Origin of the sequence: Pseudomonas sp. B21-041 (assembly GCF_024748675.1) — a bacterium.
Lineage (GTDB): Bacteria > Pseudomonadota > Gammaproteobacteria > Pseudomonadales > Pseudomonadaceae > Aquipseudomonas > Aquipseudomonas neuropathica.
Map to the genome: position 1 here is coordinate 5722459 of NZ_CP087175.1, position 20042 is coordinate 5742500.

11 protein-coding genes, 6 tRNA genes, 3 rRNA genes and 1 pseudogene (1 of these 21 running past the window's edge) are annotated in these 20042 nt (G+C 54.2%); all 21 read right to left on the reverse strand.

Annotated elements, in window-relative coordinates:
- Positions 1–47 precede the first annotated feature (47 nt).
- Positions 48–4247, reverse strand: coding sequence for a DNA-directed RNA polymerase subunit beta' (gene rpoC, locus LOY43_RS25565; protein ID WP_034156498.1), 4200 nt, complete (start codon positions 4245–4247; stop codon positions 48–50).
- A gap of 64 nt (positions 4248–4311) precedes the next feature.
- Entirely contained in the window at positions 4312–8385 is a 4074-nt protein-coding gene (gene rpoB / locus LOY43_RS25570) for a DNA-directed RNA polymerase subunit beta (protein ID WP_064121019.1), read from the reverse strand.
- A gap of 221 nt (positions 8386–8606) precedes the next feature.
- The gene (rplL, locus tag LOY43_RS25575; protein ID WP_003228750.1) at positions 8607–8972 is read right to left on the reverse strand and encodes a 50S ribosomal protein L7/L12; all 366 of its coding nucleotides are present in this window, start codon (positions 8970–8972) and stop codon (positions 8607–8609) included.
- Positions 8973–9046: 74 nt separating this feature from the next.
- Positions 9047–9547: a 50S ribosomal protein L10 gene (gene rplJ, locus LOY43_RS25580; protein WP_008081912.1), complete on the reverse strand. Its 501-nt coding sequence runs from the start codon at positions 9545–9547 to the stop codon at positions 9047–9049.
- 198 nt (positions 9548–9745) lie between these two features.
- Positions 9746–10441, reverse strand: a complete 696-nt coding sequence (rplA, locus tag LOY43_RS25585) for a 50S ribosomal protein L1 (protein WP_007916481.1) — start codon at positions 10439–10441, stop codon at positions 9746–9748.
- On the reverse strand, positions 10441–10872 hold the full coding sequence (gene rplK, locus LOY43_RS25590) for a 50S ribosomal protein L11 (protein ID WP_003228756.1): 432 nt from the start codon (positions 10870–10872) through the stop codon (positions 10441–10443). The genes rplA and rplK overlap by 1 nt, the downstream gene beginning before the upstream one ends.
- Positions 10873–10989: 117 nt before the next feature.
- Entirely contained in the window at positions 10990–11523 is a 534-nt protein-coding gene (gene nusG / locus LOY43_RS25595) for a transcription termination/antitermination protein NusG (RefSeq protein WP_007957598.1), read from the reverse strand.
- 9 nt (positions 11524–11532) lie between these two features.
- A complete protein-coding gene (secE, locus tag LOY43_RS25600) occupies positions 11533–11901 on the reverse strand; it encodes a preprotein translocase subunit SecE (RefSeq protein WP_009045851.1) in 369 nt (122 codons plus the stop codon).
- Positions 11902–11946: 45 nt separating this feature from the next.
- Positions 11947–12022: transfer RNA gene (locus tag LOY43_RS25605), tRNA-Trp, on the reverse strand.
- A 53-nt stretch (positions 12023–12075) separates the two neighbouring features.
- A complete protein-coding gene (gene tuf / locus LOY43_RS25610; protein WP_064361246.1) occupies positions 12076–13269 on the reverse strand; it encodes an elongation factor Tu in 1194 nt (397 codons plus the stop codon).
- A gap of 85 nt (positions 13270–13354) precedes the next feature.
- Positions 13355–13430: transfer RNA gene (locus LOY43_RS25615), tRNA-Thr, on the reverse strand.
- A 26-nt stretch (positions 13431–13456) separates the two neighbouring features.
- A tRNA-Gly gene (locus LOY43_RS25620) sits at positions 13457–13530 on the reverse strand.
- 25 nt (positions 13531–13555) lie between these two features.
- Positions 13556–13640, reverse strand: a tRNA-Tyr gene (locus LOY43_RS25625).
- A gap of 143 nt (positions 13641–13783) precedes the next feature.
- Positions 13784–14214, reverse strand: a pseudogene (locus LOY43_RS25630) (hypothetical protein).
- A 7-nt stretch (positions 14215–14221) separates the two neighbouring features.
- Positions 14222–14974, reverse strand: a complete 753-nt coding sequence (locus LOY43_RS25635; protein WP_095048841.1) for a pantothenate kinase — start codon at positions 14972–14974, stop codon at positions 14222–14224.
- Positions 14964–15917 (reverse strand): bifunctional biotin--[acetyl-CoA-carboxylase] ligase/biotin operon repressor BirA, encoded by a 954-nt coding sequence (gene birA / locus LOY43_RS25640; protein WP_095048842.1) that lies wholly within the window; start codon positions 15915–15917, stop codon positions 14964–14966. The genes LOY43_RS25635 and birA overlap by 11 nt, the downstream gene beginning before the upstream one ends.
- Positions 15918–16050: 133 nt before the next feature.
- Positions 16051–16166: ribosomal RNA gene (gene rrf / locus LOY43_RS25645) — 5S ribosomal RNA — on the reverse strand.
- 151 nt (positions 16167–16317) lie between these two features.
- A 23S ribosomal RNA gene (locus tag LOY43_RS25650) occupies positions 16318–19211 on the reverse strand.
- Positions 19212–19457: 246 nt separating this feature from the next.
- Positions 19458–19533, reverse strand: a tRNA-Ala gene (locus tag LOY43_RS25655).
- Between the two features lie 30 nt (positions 19534–19563).
- Positions 19564–19640 (reverse strand) — tRNA-Ile (locus LOY43_RS25660).
- Between the two features lie 162 nt (positions 19641–19802).
- Positions 19803–20042, reverse strand: a 16S ribosomal RNA gene (locus tag LOY43_RS25665) (it continues 1297 nt past the right edge of the window).
- Together the 16S, 23S and 5S rRNA genes with 2 tRNA genes alongside form the textbook arrangement of a ribosomal RNA operon.

Below are 20042 nucleotides of genomic sequence, written 5' to 3' on the forward strand. Positions count from 1 at the left end.
TTCGATGAACGGAGCGATCAGGGCCTTACGCTCATTTACCGCAGAACTCAGTTACCGCTCGAGTTCAGCGCTTCGGTCAGTGCAGCTTCCACTTCACTGGCGCTTACGCGCAACGGCTTGTCAGCATCACGGCGACGCTTGCGCTCGCTGTGATATGCCAGACCGGTACCGGCCGGGATCAGACGACCCACGACTACGTTTTCTTTCAGGCCGCGCAGGTAATCGCGCTTGCCGGTGACTGCCGCTTCGGTCAGTACGCGGGTAGTTTCCTGGAAGGAAGCTGCCGAGATGAACGATTCGGTGGACAACGACGCCTTGGTGATACCCAACAGAACGCGAGTGTACTTGGAGACGAACTTGTCTTCGCCGCCCAAACGCTCGTTTTCTACCAGTACGTGAGTCAGTTCCATCTGGTCGCCCTTGATGAAACTCGAATCGCCGGATTCAGCGATTTCAACTTTACGCAGCATCTGACGCAGGATGGTCTCGATGTGCTTATCGTTGATCTTCACGCCTTGCAGACGGTAAACGTCCTGGATCTCGTTAACGATGTACTTAGCCAGCGCGCTCACACCCAGCAGACGCAGGATGTCGTGCGGATCGCTTGGACCGTCGGAGATAACTTCGCCGCGGTTTACCTGTTCGCCTTCGAACACGTTCAGGTGACGCCACTTCGGAATCAGCTCCTCGTACGGATCGCTACCGTCGTTCGGGGTAATAACCAGACGGCGCTTGCCTTTGGTTTCTTTACCGAACGCGATGGTGCCGCTGACCTCAGCCAGAATCGACGCTTCTTTCGGACGACGAGCTTCGAACAAGTCGGCAACACGCGGCAGACCACCGGTGATGTCACGGGTCTTCGAAGTTTCTTGCGGGATACGAGCGATAACATCACCGATCGCAATCTTCGCACCGTCAGCCACACCGACCAGGGCGTTGGCTGGCAGGAAGTACTGAGCGATAACGTCAGTGCCTGGCAGCAACAGATCTTTGCCGTTGTCGTCGACCATCTTCACTGCTGGACGGATTTCTTTGCCCGCAGCTGGACGATCTTTCGCGTCGAGTACTTCAATGTTGGTCATACCGGTCAATTCGTCAGTCTGACGCTTGATCGTGATGCCTTCTTCCATGCCCACGTAGGTCACGGTACCTTTCATTTCGGTAACGATCGGGTGAGTGTGCGGATCCCACTTGGCCACGATTGCGCCAGCGTCGACCTTGTCACCTTCTTTAACCGAAATCACAGCACCGTACGGCAGCTTGTAACGCTCACGCTCACGACCGAAGTCATCAGCGATCGCCAGCTCACCGGAACGGGACACAGCAACCAGGTGACCATCCACTCGCTCAACATGCTTCAGGTTGTGCAGACGGACGGTACCGCCATTCTTCACCTGAACGCTGTCAGCTGCGGAAGTACGGCTAGCCGCACCACCGATGTGGAACGTACGCATCGTCAGCTGGGTACCCGGCTCACCGATGGACTGGGCAGCGATAACGCCGACCGCTTCACCGATGTTTACCTGGTGACCACGAGCCAGATCACGGCCGTAGCACTTGGCGCAAATGCCATAGCGGGTTTCGCAGCTGATCGGCGAACGCACGATCACTTCGTCGATGCTGTTCAGCTCGATGAACTCAACCCACTTCTCGTCTACCAGAGTGCCGGCAGGAACGATAACGTCCTCGGTACCTGGCTTGAATACGTCACGGGCAATAACACGACCCAATACGCGCTCACCCAACGGCTCTACAACGTCACCGCCTTCAATGTGCGGAGTCATCAGCAGACCGTGTTCGGTGCCGCAATCGATCTCGGTTACAACCAGATCCTGCGCCACGTCTACCAGACGACGAGTCAGGTAACCGGAGTTCGCAGTTTTCAACGCGGTATCCGCCAGACCTTTACGAGCACCGTGAGTAGAGATGAAGTACTGAAGTACGCTCAAACCTTCACGGAAGTTCGCAGTAATCGGCGTTTCGATGATGGAACCGTCCGGCTTGGCCATCAGACCACGCATACCGGCCAGCTGACGAATCTGTGCTGCGGAACCCCGCGCACCCGAGTCGGCCATCATGTACATCGAGTTGAAAGACTCTTGATCGACTTCAACGCCGTGACGGTCGATAACCTTCTCTTTCGAGAGGTTGGCCATCATTGCCTTGGAAACTTCGTCGTTCGCTTTCGACCAAAGGTCGATCACTTTGTTGTACTTCTCGCCCTGGGTTACCAGGCCGGAGGCGTACTGGCTCTCGATCTCTTTCACTTCGTCGGTGGCAGCACCGATGATGCGGGCTTTCTCGTCAGGGATAACGAAGTCGTTAACACCGATGGAAACGCCGGAGATGGTCGAGTAAGCGAAACCGGTGTACATCAACTGGTCAGCGAAGATCACGGTCTCTTTCAAACCAACCACGCGGTAGCACTGGTTGATCAGCTTGGAGATCGCCTTTTTCTTCATCGGCAGGTTGACGACGTCGTACGACAGACCTTTTGGCACAACCTGGAACAGCAGCGCACGGCCGACAGTGGTGTCGACGATACGGGTACCGCTCACGCTGTTGCCGTCACGGTCGTTGACGGTTTCGTTGATACGAACCTTAACCTTGGCGTGCAGTGCGGCTTCGCCGGCACGGAACACACGGTCAACTTCCTGCAGATCCGCGAACACACGACCTTCGCCCTTGGCGTTGATCGCTTCACGAGTCATGTAGTACAGACCCAATACAACGTCCTGCGACGGAACGATGATTGGCTCACCGTTGGCTGGCGACAGAATGTTGTTGGTCGACATCATCAACGCACGCGCTTCCAACTGGGCTTCCAGAGTCAGCGGTACGTGCACGGCCATTTGGTCGCCGTCGAAGTCGGCGTTGTACGCGGCGCAGACCAGAGGGTGCAGCTGGATAGCCTTACCTTCGATCAGTACCGGTTCAAACGCCTGGATACCCAGACGGTGAAGGGTCGGTGCACGGTTGAGAAGAACCGGGTGTTCGCGAATCACTTCAGCGAGAACGTCCCAAACCTCTGGCAGCTCGCGCTCGACCATTTTCTTGGCTGCTTTGATGGTGGTCGCGAGACCACGCATTTCCAGCTTGCCGAAAATGAACGGCTTGAACAGCTCGAGAGCCATCTTCTTCGGCAGACCGCACTGGTGCAGACGCAGGGTCGGGCCTACGGTAATTACCGAACGACCGGAGTAGTCAACACGCTTACCGAGCAAGTTCTGACGGAAACGACCTTGCTTACCCTTGATCATGTCAGCCAGGGATTTCAGAGGACGCTTGTTCGAACCGGTGATAGCGCGGCCACGACGACCGTTGTCGAGCAGAGCATCGACAGCTTCCTGCAACATGCGCTTTTCGTTGCGCACGATGATGTCCGGAGCGGACAGATCCAGCAGGCGCTTCAAACGGTTGTTACGGTTGATCACTCGACGATACAGATCGTTGAGGTCGGAAGTCGCGAAGCGACCGCCATCCAGCGGGACCAGTGGACGCAGATCTGGCGGCAGAACCGGCAGAACGGTCAGCACCATCCACTCTGGCAGGTTGCCGGAACCCTGGAAGGCTTCCATCAACTTCAGACGCTTGGACAGCTTCTTGATCTTGGTTTCGGAGTTGGTTTGCGGAATTTCTTCACGCAGACGGCCAATCTCGTGTTCCAGGTCGATAGCGTGCAACAGTTCACGGACAGCTTCAGCACCCATGCGGGCGTCGAAGTCATCACCGAACTCTTCCAGCGCTTCGAAGTACTGCTCGTCGTTCAGCAGCTGACCTTTTTCAAGAGTGGTCATGCCTGGATCGATAACGACATAGCTCTCGAAGTAGAGAACGCGTTCGATATCACGCAGGGTCATGTCCATCAGCAGGCCGATACGGGACGGCAGCGATTTCAGGAACCAGATGTGGGCAACCGGCGAAGCCAGTTCGATGTGCGCCATGCGCTCACGACGAACCTTGGCCAGTGCAACTTCAACGCCGCACTTCTCGCAGATCACACCACGGTGCTTCAAGCGCTTGTACTTACCGCACAGGCACTCGTAATCCTTTACCGGGCCAAAGATCTTGGCGCAGAACAGGCCGTCACGCTCAGGTTTGAACGTACGGTAGTTGATGGTTTCCGGCTTTTTAACTTCACCGAACGACCATGAGCGGATCATCTCAGGCGAGGCCAATCCGATACGGATGGCGTCGAACTCTTCGACTTGACCCTGGTTTTTCAGCAAATTCAGTAGGTCTTTCAAGGCCTTTCCTCCTGGCGGAGCAGAGAGCGGGCAATCCTGCCCCGCTCTCGATTCGCGTCACGTGTTATTCGGTTTCCAGATCGATATCGATGCCGAGGGAACGAATTTCCTTGATCAACACGTTGAAGGACTCGGGCATGCCCGGCTCCATACGGTGATCGCCATCCACGATGTTTTTGTACATCTTGGTACGGCCGTTCACATCGTCCGACTTCACTGTGAGCATTTCTTGCAGAGTGTAAGCAGCACCGTATGCTTCCAGTGCCCAGACCTCCATCTCCCCGAAACGCTGACCACCGAACTGCGCCTTACCACCCAGCGGCTGCTGGGTAACCAGGCTGTACGAACCGGTAGAACGCGCGTGCATCTTGTCGTCTACCAAGTGGTTCAGCTTCAGCATGTACATGTAGCCAACGGTAACTGGACGCTCGAACTTGTTGCCGGTACGGCCGTCAGTCAGCTGCATCTGGCCGCTTTCCGGCAGGTCTGCCAGTTTCAGCATGGCCTTGATTTCGCTTTCCTTGGCGCCGTCGAACACTGGAGTGGCCATTGGAACACCGCCACGCAGGTTCTTCGCCAGATCTAGGATTTCCTGATCAGAGAAGCTGTCCAGATCCTCGTTACGACCGCCGATCTGGTTGTAGATCTCGTCCAGGAAGGTGCGCAGTTCAGCGACTTTACGCTGCTCTTCGACCATCCGGTTGATCTTCTCACCCAGACCTTTGGCCGCGAGGCCCAAGTGGGTTTCAAGGATCTGACCAACGTTCATACGCGAAGGTACGCCCAGTGGGTTGAGGACCACGTCGACCGGGGTGCCATTGGCATCGTGCGGCATGTCTTCAACCGGCATGATCACGGAGACCACACCTTTGTTACCGTGACGACCGGCCATCTTGTCGCCCGGCTGGATGCGACGACGGATTGCCAGGTAAACCTTGACGATTTTCAACACGCCTGGAGCCAGGTCATCGCCCTGCTGCAGTTTGCGCTTCTTGTCTTCGAACTTGTCGTCCAGCAGACGGCGGCGATCAACGATGTAGGCCTGAGCCTTCTCGAGCTGCTCGTTCAGAGCATCTTCAGCCATGCGCAGTTTGAACCACTGACCATGCTCAAGACCGTCGAGAACTTCGTCGGTGATGTCCTGACCTTTCTTCAGACCTGCGCCGCCTTCAGCCTTGTGGCCTACCAGAGCGGAACGCAGACGTTCGAACGTCGCGCCTTCAACGATACGGAATTCTTCGTTCAGATCCTTGCGGATCTCGTCCAGCTGGGACTTCTCGATCGACAGTGCACGAGCATCACGCTCAACGCCGTCGCGGGTGAAGACCTGTACGTCGATGACAGTACCTTTGGTACCGGTAGGTACACGCAGGGAGGTGTCTTTAACGTCGCTGGCTTTTTCACCGAAGATTGCACGCAGCAGTTTTTCTTCCGGAGTCAGTTGGGTCTCGCCTTTCGGAGTGACCTTACCTACCAGAATGTCGCCTGCGCCAACTTCAGCACCTACGTAAACGATACCGGCTTCGTCCAGCTTGTTCAGCGCAGCTTCACCCACGTTAGGGATGTCCGCAGTGATTTCCTCTGGGCCAAGCTTGGTGTCACGGGCCACACAGGTGAGTTCCTGAATGTGGATCGTGGTGAAACGGTCTTCCTGAACCACACGCTCGGACAGGCAGATGGAGTCTTCGAAGTTGAAGCCGTTCCATGCCATGAACGCGATGCGCATGTTCTGACCCAGCGCCAGTTCACCCATGTCGGTGGACGGGCCGTCGGCCATGATGTCGCTACGCTGAACGCGATCACCCTTGCTCACCAGCGGACGCTGGTTGATGCAGGTGTTCTGGTTCGAGCGGGTGTATTTGGTCAGGTTGTAGATGTCGACACCAGCTTCGCCGGTTTCAACTTCGTCATCAGCAACACGAACCACGATACGGCTGGCGTCGACGGAATCGATCACGCCGCCACGACGAGCCACGACGCAAACGCCGGAGTCACGGGCTACGTTACGCTCCATGCCGGTACCTACCAGCGGCTTGTCAGCGCGCAGGGTTGGTACAGCTTGACGCTGCATGTTCGAACCCATCAACGCACGGTTGGCGTCGTCGTGCTCGAGGAACGGGATCAGCGACGCTGCAACCGAAACTACCTGCTTCGGCGAAACGTCCATCAAGGTGACTTCTTCAGGCGCCTTGACGGTGAATTCGTTCAGGTGACGTACGGCTACCAGTTCGTCGATCAGGACTTTCTGGTCGTTCATGGTCGCCGAAGCCTGCGCGATCACGTGATCGGCTTCTTCAATAGCGGACAGGAACACGATCTCGTCGGTGACCACACCCTCTTTCACCACGCGGTACGGGCTTTCCAGGAAGCCGTACTGGTTGGTGCGAGCGTAAGCAGCCAAGGAGTTGATCAGACCGATGTTCGGACCTTCCGGCGTTTCGATCGGGCATACACGACCGTAGTGAGTCGGGTGCACGTCACGGACTTCAAAGCCTGCGCGCTCACGAGTCAGACCGCCAGGGCCGAGTGCGGAGACACGACGCTTGTGGGTGATCTCGGACAGCGGGTTGTTCTGGTCCATGAACTGCGAGAGCTGGCTGGAACCGAAGAACTCTTTCACCGCCGCAGCCACTGGCTTGGCGTTGATCAGGTCTTGCGGCATCAGGCCTTCGCTTTCAGCCATCGACAGACGCTCTTTGACCGCACGCTCAACACGTACCAGGCCAACGCGGAACTGGTTCTCGGCCATTTCGCCTACGCAGCGAACACGACGGTTACCCAGGTGGTCGATGTCATCGACGATGCCTTTACCGTTACGGATGTCGACCAGAGTCTTCAGTACCGCGACGATGTCTTCCTTGCACAGCACGCCCGAACCTTCGATCTCGGTACGACCGATACGACGGTTGAACTTCATCCGGCCGACCGCAGACAGGTCATAGCGCTCAGGGCTGAAGAACAGGTTGTTGAACAGGGTTTCGGCAGCGTCTTTGGTTGGCGGCTCGCCTGGACGCATCATGCGATAGATCTCGACCAGCGCTTCCAATTGGTTGCTGGTGGAGTCGATCTTCAGCGTGTCGGAGACGAACGGACCGCAGTCGATATCGTTGGTGTACAGCGTTTCGATGCGAACAACACCAGCCTTGGCAATTTTTGCCAGGACTTCAGTGTTCAGCTCGGTGTTGCACTCTGCCAGGATTTCGCCGGTAGCCGGGTGCACGATGACCTTGGCGGTAGTACGGCCCAGGACGTAGTCCAGAGGTACTTCCAGAGTCTTGATGCCGGCTTTTTCGATCTGGTTGATGTGGCGCGCGGTAATACGGCGGCCCGCTTCAACAATGACCTTGCCCTTCTCGTCCTGAATGTCCAGAACCGCAATTTCACCACGCAGACGCGAAGCAATCAGTTCCAGGCTGAGGGTTTCGCCGCTCAGCTTGAAGACGTTGGTGGTGTAGAACGCGTCCAGCACTTCTTCAGTGGTGTAACCGAGCGCGCGCAGCAGTACCGATGCCGGCAGCTTGCGACGACGGTCGATACGCACGAACACGCAGTCTTTCGGGTCGAACTCGAAGTCCAGCCACGAACCGCGGTAAGGAATGATGCGCGCGGAGTACAGCAGTTTGCCGGAGCTATGCGTCTTGCCGCGGTCGTGGTCGAAGAACACGCCCGGGGAACGGTGCAGCTGGGAAACGATTACACGCTCGGTACCGTTGATTACGAAGGTACCGTTCTCAGTCATCAGGGGGATTTCACCCATGTAGACTTCTTGCTCTTTGATGTCCTTGATCGCTTTGTTCGACGATTCTTTGTCGAAAATGATCAGGCGCACTTTTACCCGCAAAGGTACGGCGAAAGTTACACCGCGCAATACGCATTCTTTGACATCAAATGCCGGTTCGCCCAGGCGATAACCGACGTACTCCAGCGCAGCATTGCCGGAGTAGCTGATGATCGGGAAAACGGATTTGAAGGCCGCATGCAGGCCCACGTCGCGGAACTGATCTTTAGTCGCTCCCGCTTGCAAGAATTCACGATACGAATCCAGCTGGATGGCCAGGAGGTAAGGCACATCCATGACGTCCGGCAACTTGCTAAAGTCCTTGCGGATACGTTTTTTCTCAGTATATGAGTAAGCCATCAGCGTTCCCCAGCTTGGTCACCTGCTTGTTTGGCCCCTCCCGACGGGAGCAGCCAGAAAATCGTGCAAACCCCATGGTTTGCTCCACCGCATCGGGTGGTTACAGCGCCCTTATCAGCACCGACCCAGTCGGCTGCCAATAACGGAAAAAGGCCGGTGGCAAGAGCCACCAGCCATCAGCCTGTCGCTTGACGCTCGGGCTGGAGGAGCAAAGTCGATACTTATTTCAGTTCGACTTTAGCGCCTGCTTCTTCCAGCTTCTTCTTGGCGTCTTCAGCAGCTTCTTTCGAAACGCCTTCAGCTACAACCTGAGGAGCGCCGTCTACTTTCTCTTTGGCTTCTTTCAGGCCCAGACCGGTCAGTTCACGAACTGCCTTGATCACGTTAACCTTCTTCTCGCCAGCTTCCAGCAGAACAACGTTGAACTCGGTTTGCTCTTCAACAACAGCGGCAGCAGCAGCTGGACCAGCCGAAGCAGCAGCAGCGGTAACACCGAAGGTTTCTTCCATCGCTTTGATCAGCTCAACGATTTCCACTACGGATTTCTGGCCGATTGCTTCGATGATTTGTTCGTTAGTCAGAGACATGACTCAATTCCTGAATTGGGGGACGGCCTACGCGACCATCGAAATAAACAAAAAACGCGAGAAGTTGACGAGCCTTAGGCTGCGGCAGCTTCTTTCTGGTCGCGAATTGCCGCCAGAGTACGAGCCAATTTGCTGGTAGCGCCTTGAATCACGCTCATCAGCTGAGAAATTGCTTCGTCACGGGTCGGCAGAGTTGCCAGTACGTCGATCTGATTAGCTGCGAGGAACTTGCCCTCGAACGCAGCTGCCTTGATCTCGAACTTGTCCTGACCCTTGGCAAACTCTTTGAAGATACGGGCAGCAGCACCCGGATGTTCGTTCGAGAATGCAATCAGGGTCGGGCCGGTGAACACGTCGTTGAGGACACTGTATTGAGTGTCAGCAACAGCGCGCTTGAGCAGGGTGTTACGTACAACACGTACGTAAACGCCAGCTTCACGAGCCTCTTTACGGAGTCCGGTCATTGCGCCTACTGTTACGCCACGTGCATCAACCACGACAGCGGACAGAGCGACTTTGGCAGCCTCGTTGACTTCAGCGACGATGGCCTTCTTGTCTTCGAGATTAATTGCCACGGGTTTAACTCCTGCTTGTTACCGTTTCATTCGATCGGAACCGAATGTCGTTTTGGTGTCTGATTCGGTAAGGAACCGGGAGCACCATCTGCGTAGGCTTATGGTTTAAGACTTGCGTCGCCTACGGTCTTGGATAGCCCCCGCCAGGCAGGGACCCCAATCTTTCAATTGGCACGAACCATCGCGCCAACCTTTGTCTTACGCGTCGAGCGAGCTCTGGTCGATGACCAGACCTGGGCCCATAGTGGTGCTCAGGGTAACGCGCTTGACGTAGATACCTTTCGAAGAAGCTGGCTTGATACGCTTCAGATCAGCGATCAGGGCTTCAACGTTTTCCTTCAGCTTGACGGCGTCGAAGCCCATCTTGCCAACGGAAGTGTGAATGATGCCGTTTTTGTCGGTGCGATAACGAACCTGACCAGCTTTAGCGTTTTTAACCGCAGTAGCTACGTCTGGAGTTACAGTACCAACCTTAGGGTTAGGCATCAGACCACGTGGACCGAGGATCTGACCCAGTTGACCTACAACGCGCATGGCATCCGGGGATGCAATCACTACGTCATAGTTCAGGTCGCCGCCTTTCATTTCGGCAGCCAGGTCGTCCATACCTACACGGTCAGCGCCGGCAGCCAGAGCGGCTTCAGCAGCTGGACCTTGGGTGAACACAGCAACGCGAACGGTCTTGCCAGTGCCGTGTGGCAGCACAGTAGCGCTACGGACAACCTGGTCGGATTTACGCGGGTCAACACCCAGGTTTACAGCAACGTCGAACGACTCGCTGAACTTGACAGTCGACAGCTCAGCCAGCAGAGCAGCAGCGTCTACAATGTTGTAGGCCTTGCCTGCTTCGATTTTGCCGGCGATAGCCTTTTGACGCTTGGTCAGCTTAGCCATTACACACCCTCCACGTTAAGGCCCATGCTACGAGCAGAACCGGCGATAGTACGCACGGCTGCATCCATATCAGCTGCAGTCAGATCCGCGTTTTTGGTTTTCGCGATTTCTTCCAGCTGAGCACGGGTAACAGTGCCAACCTTAACGGTGTTCGGACGAGCGGAACCGCTGGTCAGACCGGCCGCCTTCTTCAGCAGAACCGAAGCAGGGGTGGATTTGGTTTCGAAAGTGAAACTACGGTCGCTGTAGACAGTGATGATCACTGGAGTCGGCAGACCTGCTTCAAGACCCTGAGTACGGGCGTTGAAAGCCTTGCAGAATTCCATGATGTTCACGCCGTGCTGACCCAGAGCAGGACCAACAGGTGGGCTTGGGTTAGCCTGAGCGGCCTTCACTTGCAGCTTGATGTAAGCGGTAATTTTCTTGGCCATGAGGCACTCCAATTACGGGTTCGAACGCCTCGGAAGGCTCCCCGGTTACTTGCGCGTTTATCCCAGTGACGACAAAACCCCACAGCCTAGGGCTGCGGGGTTGGGATGCTTGTCCAGTTAGACCTTTTCGACCTGACTGAACTCCAACTCTACCGGAGTAGAGCGACCGAAAATGAGCACTGCCACTTGGATCCGGCTCTTTTCGTAGTTAACTTCTTCAACAACGCCATTGAAATCAGCGAATGGACCGTCGTTGACTCGCACCGTCTCACCTGGCTCGAAGAGAGTCTTCGGCTTAGGCTTGTCGCTACCATCAGCAACGCGACGCAGAATTGCTTCCGCCTCTTTATCGGTGATCGGCGCAGGCTTATCAGCGGTACCGCCAATGAAACCCATCACCCGAGGAGTATCCTTGACCAAGTGCCAAGTACCCTCGTTCATATCCATCTGAACCAGCACATAGCCTGGAAAGAATTTGCGCTCGCTTTTGCGCTTCTGGCCATTACGCATTTCAACCACTTCTTCAGTGGGAACCAGAATCTCGCCGAAGCCATCTTCCATGCCAGCCAGCTTTACGCGCTCGATCAGCGAGCGCATCACATGCTTCTCGTAACCCGAGTAAGCATGCACAACATACCAACGCTTAGCCACGGGACACCCTTAGCCGACAATCAAGGAAACAAGCCAGCCGAGCAGGGAATCAAGCCCCCACAACAGCAACGCCATAACCAGAACAACAGCCACCACAATAAGGGTGGTCTGCGTGGTTTCTTGGCGAGTTGGCCACACGACTTTACGAATCTCGGTGCGAGCTTCCTTAACCAGTACAAAGAAAGACTTGCCCTTAGCAGTCTGCAGGCCTACAAAGGCAGCTACAGCAGCAATTGCAAGTAAAGCGAGCACACGGTACAGGATCGGCGAAGCAGAGTAATACTGATTGCCAACAACGCCAACAACCACCAAAGCGACAACTACAAGCCACTTGAGCAGATCGAAGCGAGAGCCTTGAGCTTCAGCTTTAGGAGTCATCTATGAAGATCCTGTGAAAAGAAAGCCAGACACACCGAGTGAATCTGGCAGGTCAGGAGGGAATCGAACCCCCAACCTACGGTTTTGGAGACCGTCGCTCTGCCAATTGAGCTACTGACCTAAAACAAAATCAGGCCGACCATTATGCCGGCCCGAAAAATACATTACAACCACTTACTCGATGATTTTAGCTACGACGCCAGCGCCGACGGTACGACCGCCTTCACGGATAGCGAAACGCAGACCATCTTCCATCGCGATGGTTTTGATCAGGGTAACAGTCATCTGAATGTTGTCACCTGGCATTACCATTTCAACGCCTTCTGGCAGCTCGCAGTTACCAGTCACGTCAGTAGTACGGAAGTAGAACTGTGGACGGTAGCCTTTGAAGAACGGAGTGTGACGACCGCCTTCTTCCTTGCTCAGAACGTAAACTTCTGCAGTGAACTTGGTGTGCGGCTTAACCGAACCCGGCTTAACCAGAACCTGACCACGCTCAACGTCGTCACGCTTGGTACCACGCAGCAGAACGCCGCAGTTCTCGCCAGCACGACCTTCGTCGAGCAGCTTGCGGAACATTTCAACACCGGTGCAAGTAGTAACGGTGGTGTCACGCAGACCAACGATTTCCAGCGGATCCTGAACGCGAACGATACCGCGCTCGATACGACCAGTCACAACAGTACCGCGACCCGAGATCGAGAATACGTCTTCGATTGGCATCAGGAATGGCTTGTCGATCATACGAACTGGTTCTGGAATGTAAGCATCCAGAGTCTCAACCAGTTTCTTGACGGCAGTGGTGCCCATCTCGTTGTCGTCTTTGCCTTCCAGAGCCATACGAGCCGAACCGATGATGATTGGAGTGTCATCGCCCGGGAAGTCGTAGGTGGACAGCAGGTCGCGAACTTCCATCTCAACCAGTTCCAGCAGCTCAGCGTCGTCCACCAGGTCAGCCTTGTTCAGGAAAACCACGATGTACGGAACGCCTACCTGACGGGACAGCAGGATGTGCTCACGGGTTTGTGGCATCGGACCATCAGCGGCCGAGCAAACCAGAATAGCGCCGTCCATTTGAGCAGCACCGGTGATCATGTTCTTCACATAGTCAGCGTGACCTGGGCAGTCGACGTGAGCGTAGTGACGGATCTTCGAGTTGTACTCAACGTGCGCGGTGTTGATGGTGATACCGCGAGCTTTTTCTTCTGGTGCGCTGTCGATCTTGTCGAAGTCAACGATTGCGGAACCGAAAACTTCGGAGCAAACGCGAGTCAGAGCAGCAGTCAGAGTGGTTTTACCGTGGTCAACGTGACCAATGGTCCCAACGTTGACGTGGGGCAGGGAACGATCAAATTTTTCCTTAGCCATCGATATCACCCTCAACAGAAGAAATTAGACAAACAATATCAACCATTAAAACAAAGGCAGATATTTTCATATCTGCCTTGTTATATGGAGCTCTTGAGCGGATTTGAACCGCTGACCTCACCCTTACCAAGGGTGTGCTCTACCAACTGAGCTACAAGAGCAAAACACTTTGCACAACCTGCAAACTTGGAGCGGGTAGCGGGAATCGAACCCGCATCATCAGCTTGGAAGGCTGAGGTTCTACCACTAAACTATACCCGCCGAGCCTGCAGCTCACGCTTAAATCTGGTGGAGGGAGAAGGATTCGAACCTTCGAAGTCGTAGACGTCAGATTTACAGTCTGATCCCTTTGGCCGCTCGGGAACCCCTCCTAATCAGGCCGGCATTCTATACTATGCCAAACCCCTGTCAAGCATTTTCTCATTTAAAAACCTGAGGTTAGCTGCGTTGACATCACTTCACTTTGAATCCCTACTTAGGTCTTCGCTGTGGAGCGGGCGCCATTCTATGCAAACTATTCAGCAGGTGCAACCCCCTCACACAGCATTATTTTATGTTTTAACTCATTGAATTCGTTGGAAAGGTTTTGGAGCTGGGCGTCCCCAGCAAACGCTGGCCCTGAGGCGAAACAGACAACCAATAACCAACCCCAGAAGCATCCCTCGACGAAGATTTTACATCGACTCCCATTTCAGCCAAACGCTGCTGGAGCGCTGTAATCGACTCCTGTCGAGAGAAACCACCAAGGAACAGACACTCTTGCCGACGCCCCCCCTGCCCCTCCCGAGCATTGCCCGTCGTTTCGCTGAGCAAACGAATGTCTTGCTGGGAACCTCGATACAAACTGAGAGGCGTTACATCCTTCGCCCGCAAGGGCGCCTCCTGCTGATGCCAGACATAATAGAAAACATTAAGAACAAGAAGCAGGAGGAACAACCAACGCATACAAACCTCAGGAAAAAGGACACGCCATAGCCAACCCCACAAACACCAGGTCAGGAACGACTCGGGCCTCAGGGGCGACAGCTGCAACCAATTCAGCATCCCCCCCAGTTATAAAGACTGCGAAGTCTTCCCTCCAGTAAGAGCGCGCCAGTTCCAACTGTGTCAATACGAAACCTCGCAACATCAATGAACACCCGCGCTCCACCGCCTCAACAGTGGTCCGCCCAGGCGCATTGCTTGAAAGCGCGCGCTCAGCCGCCAGATCTCCATAGCGAATCTTACGGGTATGCGTACGTAACTGATTTCGCATCAAAGGCATTCCGGGGCAAATAAAACCACCAAGATGCTCACCACCCGCAGCAATAAAATCTGCAGTCACCGCCGTACCGAAATCAAGCACCAGGCAAGCGCCGCCTGATGCGAGATGAAACCCGCCAAGCATGGCCAGCCATCGATCCAGCCCTAGGCGCTCGTACTCTTCATAACCATTTTTGACACCGGACATTTCACGTGCGGGCTTCGCGCACACCACCGAAATACCAAACTCACGCTCGATAATAGCGATCAAGGCATCAGTCTCCTCCGCAGTCCTGACACTGACCACGCGGCACTTACGAAGCTCAAGCCCATTGAGAGCTTTCAAACTGTCTAGCAATGCGAGATCAGAGTCGACAACCCCTTCAGAAAAGAGAGAGCCAAGCGCAGCCTTCAGTACTCGCCACTTAATAAAGCTGTTCCCACAGTCGAGCTCAAGAATCATCACGCAACCTCAGGCTGAGCTCACCACCACTAAAGACTTTTTCCACACCATCCACCTTCAGGCGCAGCGCACCCTGACTATCGATTCCGAGCACAACACCATCTATCTGACTGGAACCCGCAATCAATGACACAGAGCGATCCTGCCACAAATGGTTCGCCTCCCATTCCGTCTGGAGAGCCGAAAAACCATCCACCTGATGGCGCCGGATATAAACATTTAACTGCTTACTAAGCTCAGCCACCAGGGAGTTACGGTCAGTACTTCTACCTGACTCAAGCCGAATCGAAGTCCATTGCTGGCCAACTTCATCAGCCACTTGCATGTTCACATTTACACCAATACCCAGCACCACATGGCAAACGTCTGCCGGATCACCAACGAGCTCAAGGAGAATACCGGCAATCTTCTTGTTACCCACCAAGACATCGTTGGGCCACTTCAATCCCGCACCTGACACTCCAAAATTTCTCAGAGCCTGCAAGACAGCCAACCCAACAACAAGACTCAAGCCCTCGAGCTGGCGCATTCCGCCATCAATACGCAGGACAAGGCTGTAATAAAGATTCTCTGCAAAGGGACTTACCCACTTGCGACCTCTTCGCCCACGACCAGAGACCTGGCGTTCCGCGAGCACCAAAAAGGGCGCCAAACTACCTTGGCCAATCGCCCGCAAGGCCTCAGCGTTTGTCGAGTCGACCGAATCCAAGACCATCACCGGCCAATCTGGCGCCATTGCCGATATTGCCCGAGAGTCGAGCAGCGTCAATGGAACAGCCAATTGATAGCCTCGTCCTCGCACTTTATGAATGGACAAGCCAAGCTCGGCCTCAAGATGCTGAAGCTGTTTCCATACCGCACTTCGACTTATTCCCAAGGCGGCGCCAAGATCCTGACCAGAATGGAATCGGCCATCTTTCAGGAGGTTCAACAACGTCAACATGCAGGTCTCGCCCTCACAATGAGGCCCGAATAATATCCATGAGCCGGGCTGTTGCATAGAAATCAAGCAGATGCTTTTCCCGCGGGCAAAACAAAACCCCAACTGCTTTCGCAATTGGGGTTTCGGAATTTAATCTTGACGATGACCTACTCTCACATGGGGAAACCCCACACTACCATCGGCGATGCATCGTTTCACTGCTGAGTTCGGGATGGGATCAGGTGGTTCCAACGCTCTATGGTCGTCAAGAAATTCGGGTACTGAGTCGTGGCCAAATGGCCTCGCTTCAGCAAATTGGGTATGTGATAGCTTTCGGTGTTTGTGAACATCGAACTTTCGGTTCGTTTCGTCTTCACACACCGCAATCTGGTCTCTTCGACGCAAATTGCTTGGGTGTTATATGGTCAAGCCTCACGGGCAATTAGTATTGGTTAGCTCAACGCCTCACAGCGCTTACACACCCAACCTATCAACGTCGTAGTCTTCGACGGCCCTTCAGGGAACTCAAGGTTCCAGTGAGATCTCATCTTGAGGCAAGTTTCCCGCTTAGATGCTTTCAGCGGTTATCTTTCCCGAACATAGCTACCCGGCAATGCCACTGGCGTGACAACCGGAACACCAGAGGTTCGTCCACTCCGGTCCTCTCGTACTAGGAGCAGCCCCTCTCAAATCTCAAACGTCCACGGCAGATAGGGACCGAACTGTCTCACGACGTTCTAAACCCAGCTCGCGTACCACTTTAAATGGCGAACAGCCATACCCTTGGGACCGGCTTCAGCCCCAGGATGTGATGAGCCGACATCGAGGTGCCAAACACCGCCGTCGATATGAACTCTTGGGCGGTATCAGCCTGTTATCCCCGGAGTACCTTTTATCCGTTGAGCGATGGCCCTTCCATACAGAACCACCGGATCACTAAGACCTACTTTCGTACCTGCTCGACGTGTCTGTCTCGCAGTCAAGCGCGCTTTTGCCTTTATACTCTACGACCGATTTCCGACCGGTCTGAGCGCACCTTCGTACTCCTCCGTTACTCTTTAGGAGGAGACCGCCCCAGTCAAACTACCCACCATACACTGTCCTCGATCCGGATAACGGACCTGAGTTAGAACCTCAAAGTTGCCAGGGTGGTATTTCAAGGATGGCTCCACGCGAACTGGCGTCCACGCTTCAAAGCCTCCCACCTATCCTACACAAGCAAATTCAAAGTCCAGTGCAAAGCTATAGTAAAGGTTCACGGGGTCTTTCCGTCTAGCCGCGGATACACTGCATCTTCACAGCGATTTCAATTTCACTGAGTCTCGGGTGGAGACAGCGCCGCCATCGTTACGCCATTCGTGCAGGTCGGAACTTACCCGACAAGGAATTTCGCTACCTTAGGACCGTTATAGTTACGGCCGCCGTTTACCGGGGCTTCGATCAAGAGCTTCGCGTTAGCTAACCCCATCAATTAACCTTCCGGCACCGGGCAGGCGTCACACCCTATACGTCCACTTTCGTGTTTGCAGAGTGCTGTGTTTTTAATAAACAGTCGCAGCGGCCTGGTATCTTCGACCGGCATGAGCTTACGGAGCAAGTCCTTCACCCTCACCGGCGCACCTTCTCCCGAAGTTACGGTGCCATTTTGCCTAGTTCCTTCACCCGAGTTCTCTCAAGCGCCTTGGTATTCTCTACCCAACCACCTGTGTCGGTTTGGGGTACGGTTCCTGGTTACCTGAAGCTTAGAAGCTTTTCTTGGAAGCATGGCATCAACCACTTCGTGTTCTAAAAGAACACTCGTCATCAGCTCTCGGCCTTAAGATCCCGGATTTACCTAAGATCTCAGCCTACCACCTTAAACTTGGACAACCAACGCCAAGCTGGCCTAGCCTTCTCCGTCCCTCCATCGCAATAACCAGAAGTACAGGAATATTAACCTGTTTTCCATCGACTACGCTTTTCAGCCTCGCCTTAGGGACCGACTAACCCTGCGTCGATTAACGTTGCGCAGGAAACCTTGGTCTTTCGGCGTGGGTGTTTTTCACACCCATTGTCGTTACTCATGTCAGCATTCGCACTTCTGATACCTCCAGCAAGCTTCTCAACTCACCTTCACAGGCTTACAGAACGCTCCTCTACCGCATCACCCGAAGGTGATACCCGTAGCTTCGGTGTATGGTTTGAGCCCCGTTACATCTTCCGCGCAGGCCGACTCGACTAGTGAGCTATTACGCTTTCTTTAAAGGGTGGCTGCTTCTAAGCCAACCTCCTAGCTGTCTAAGCCTTCCCACATCGTTTCCCACTTAACCATAACTTTGGGACCTTAGCTGACGGTCTGGGTTGTTTCCCTTTTCACGACGGACGTTAGCACCCGCCGTGTGTCTCCCATGCTCGGCACTTGTAGGTATTCGGAGTTTGCATCGGTTTGGTAAGTCGGGATGACCCCCTAGCCGAAACAGTGCTCTACCCCCTACAGTGATACATGAGGCGCTACCTAAATAGCTTTCGAGGAGAACCAGCTATCTCCGAGCTTGATTAGCCTTTCACTCCGATCCACAGGTCATCCGCTAACTTTTCAACGGTAGTCGGTTCGGTCCTCCAGTTAGTGTTACCCAACCTTCAACCTGCCCATGGATAGATCGCCCGGTTTCGGGTCTATTCCCAGCGACTAGACGCCCTATTAAGACTCGCTTTCGCTACGCCTCCCCTATTCGGTTAAGCTCGCCACTGAAAATAAGTCGCTGACCCATTATACAAAAGGTACGCAGTCACCCAACAAAGTGGGCTCCCACTGCTTGTACGCATACGGTTTCAGGATCTATTTCACTCCCCTCTCCGGGGTTCTTTTCGCCTTTCCCTCACGGTACTAGTTCACTATCGGTCAGTCAGTAGTATTTAGCCTTGGAGGATGGTCCCCCCATATTCAGACAAAGTTTCTCGTGCTCCGTCCTACTCGATTTCATGACTAAGAGATTTTCGCGTACAGGGCTATCACCCACTATGGCCGCACTTTCCAGAGCGTTCCGCTAATCTCAAAGCCACTTAAGGGCTAGTCCCCGTTCGCTCGCCACTACTAAGGGAATCTCGGTTGATTTCTTTTCCTCAGGGTACTTAGATGTTTCAGTTCCCCTGGTTCGCCTCTTGCACCTATGTATTCAGTACAAGATAACCATCTTATGATGGCTGGGTTCCCCCATTCAGACATCTCCGGATCAAAGTCTGTTTGCCGACTCCCCGAAGCTTTTCGCAGGCTACCACGTCTTTCATCGCCTCTGACTGCCAAGGCATCCACCGTATGCGCTTCTTCACTTGACCATATAACCCCAAGCAATCTGGTTATACTGTGAAGACGACATTCGCCGAAAATTCGAATTTCTCAACTAAGAGAACTCACAAATTTTACCTTAGCCTGATCCGTTACCAGTGAAAGTAACGTTCAGTCTATCTTTCTATCACATACCCAAATTTTTAAAGAACGAACTAGTCAAAGACTAGAAATCAACATTCACCATCATCATGATGGAATGCTCATTTCTAAGCTTTATACAAGAGAAGCAGTAGTGGTGGAGCCAAACGGGATCGAACCGTTGACCTCCTGCGTGCAAGGCAGGCGCTCTCCCAGCTGAGCTATGGCCCCGTATTTCTACAGGCGTTTCCCACACAAAATTGGTGGGTCTGGGCAGATTCGAACTGCCGACCTCACCCTTATCAGGGGTGCGCTCTAACCAACTGAGCTACAGACCCAATTTCGAGCTACTAAGGCCGACCTCACCCTGCTCTTAACCACAAAGCATGGGGTACGCTCTAACCAACTCAGCTACAAACCGATACAGGCTGCTTCTTTCGTCTTCTTCAATGAATCAAGCAATTCGTGTGGGAACTTATGGAGCAGCTGATGTCGTCGATTAAGGAGGTGATCCAGCCGCAGGTTCCCCTACGGCTACCTTGTTACGACTTCACCCCAGTCATGAATCACACCGTGGTAACCGTCCTCCCGAAGGTTAGACTAGCTACTTCTGGTGCAACCCACTCCCATGGTGTGACGGGCGGTGTGTACAAGGCCCGGGAACGTATTCACCGTGACATTCTGATTCACGATTACTAGCGATTCCGACTTCACGCAGTCGAGTTGCAGACTGCGATCCG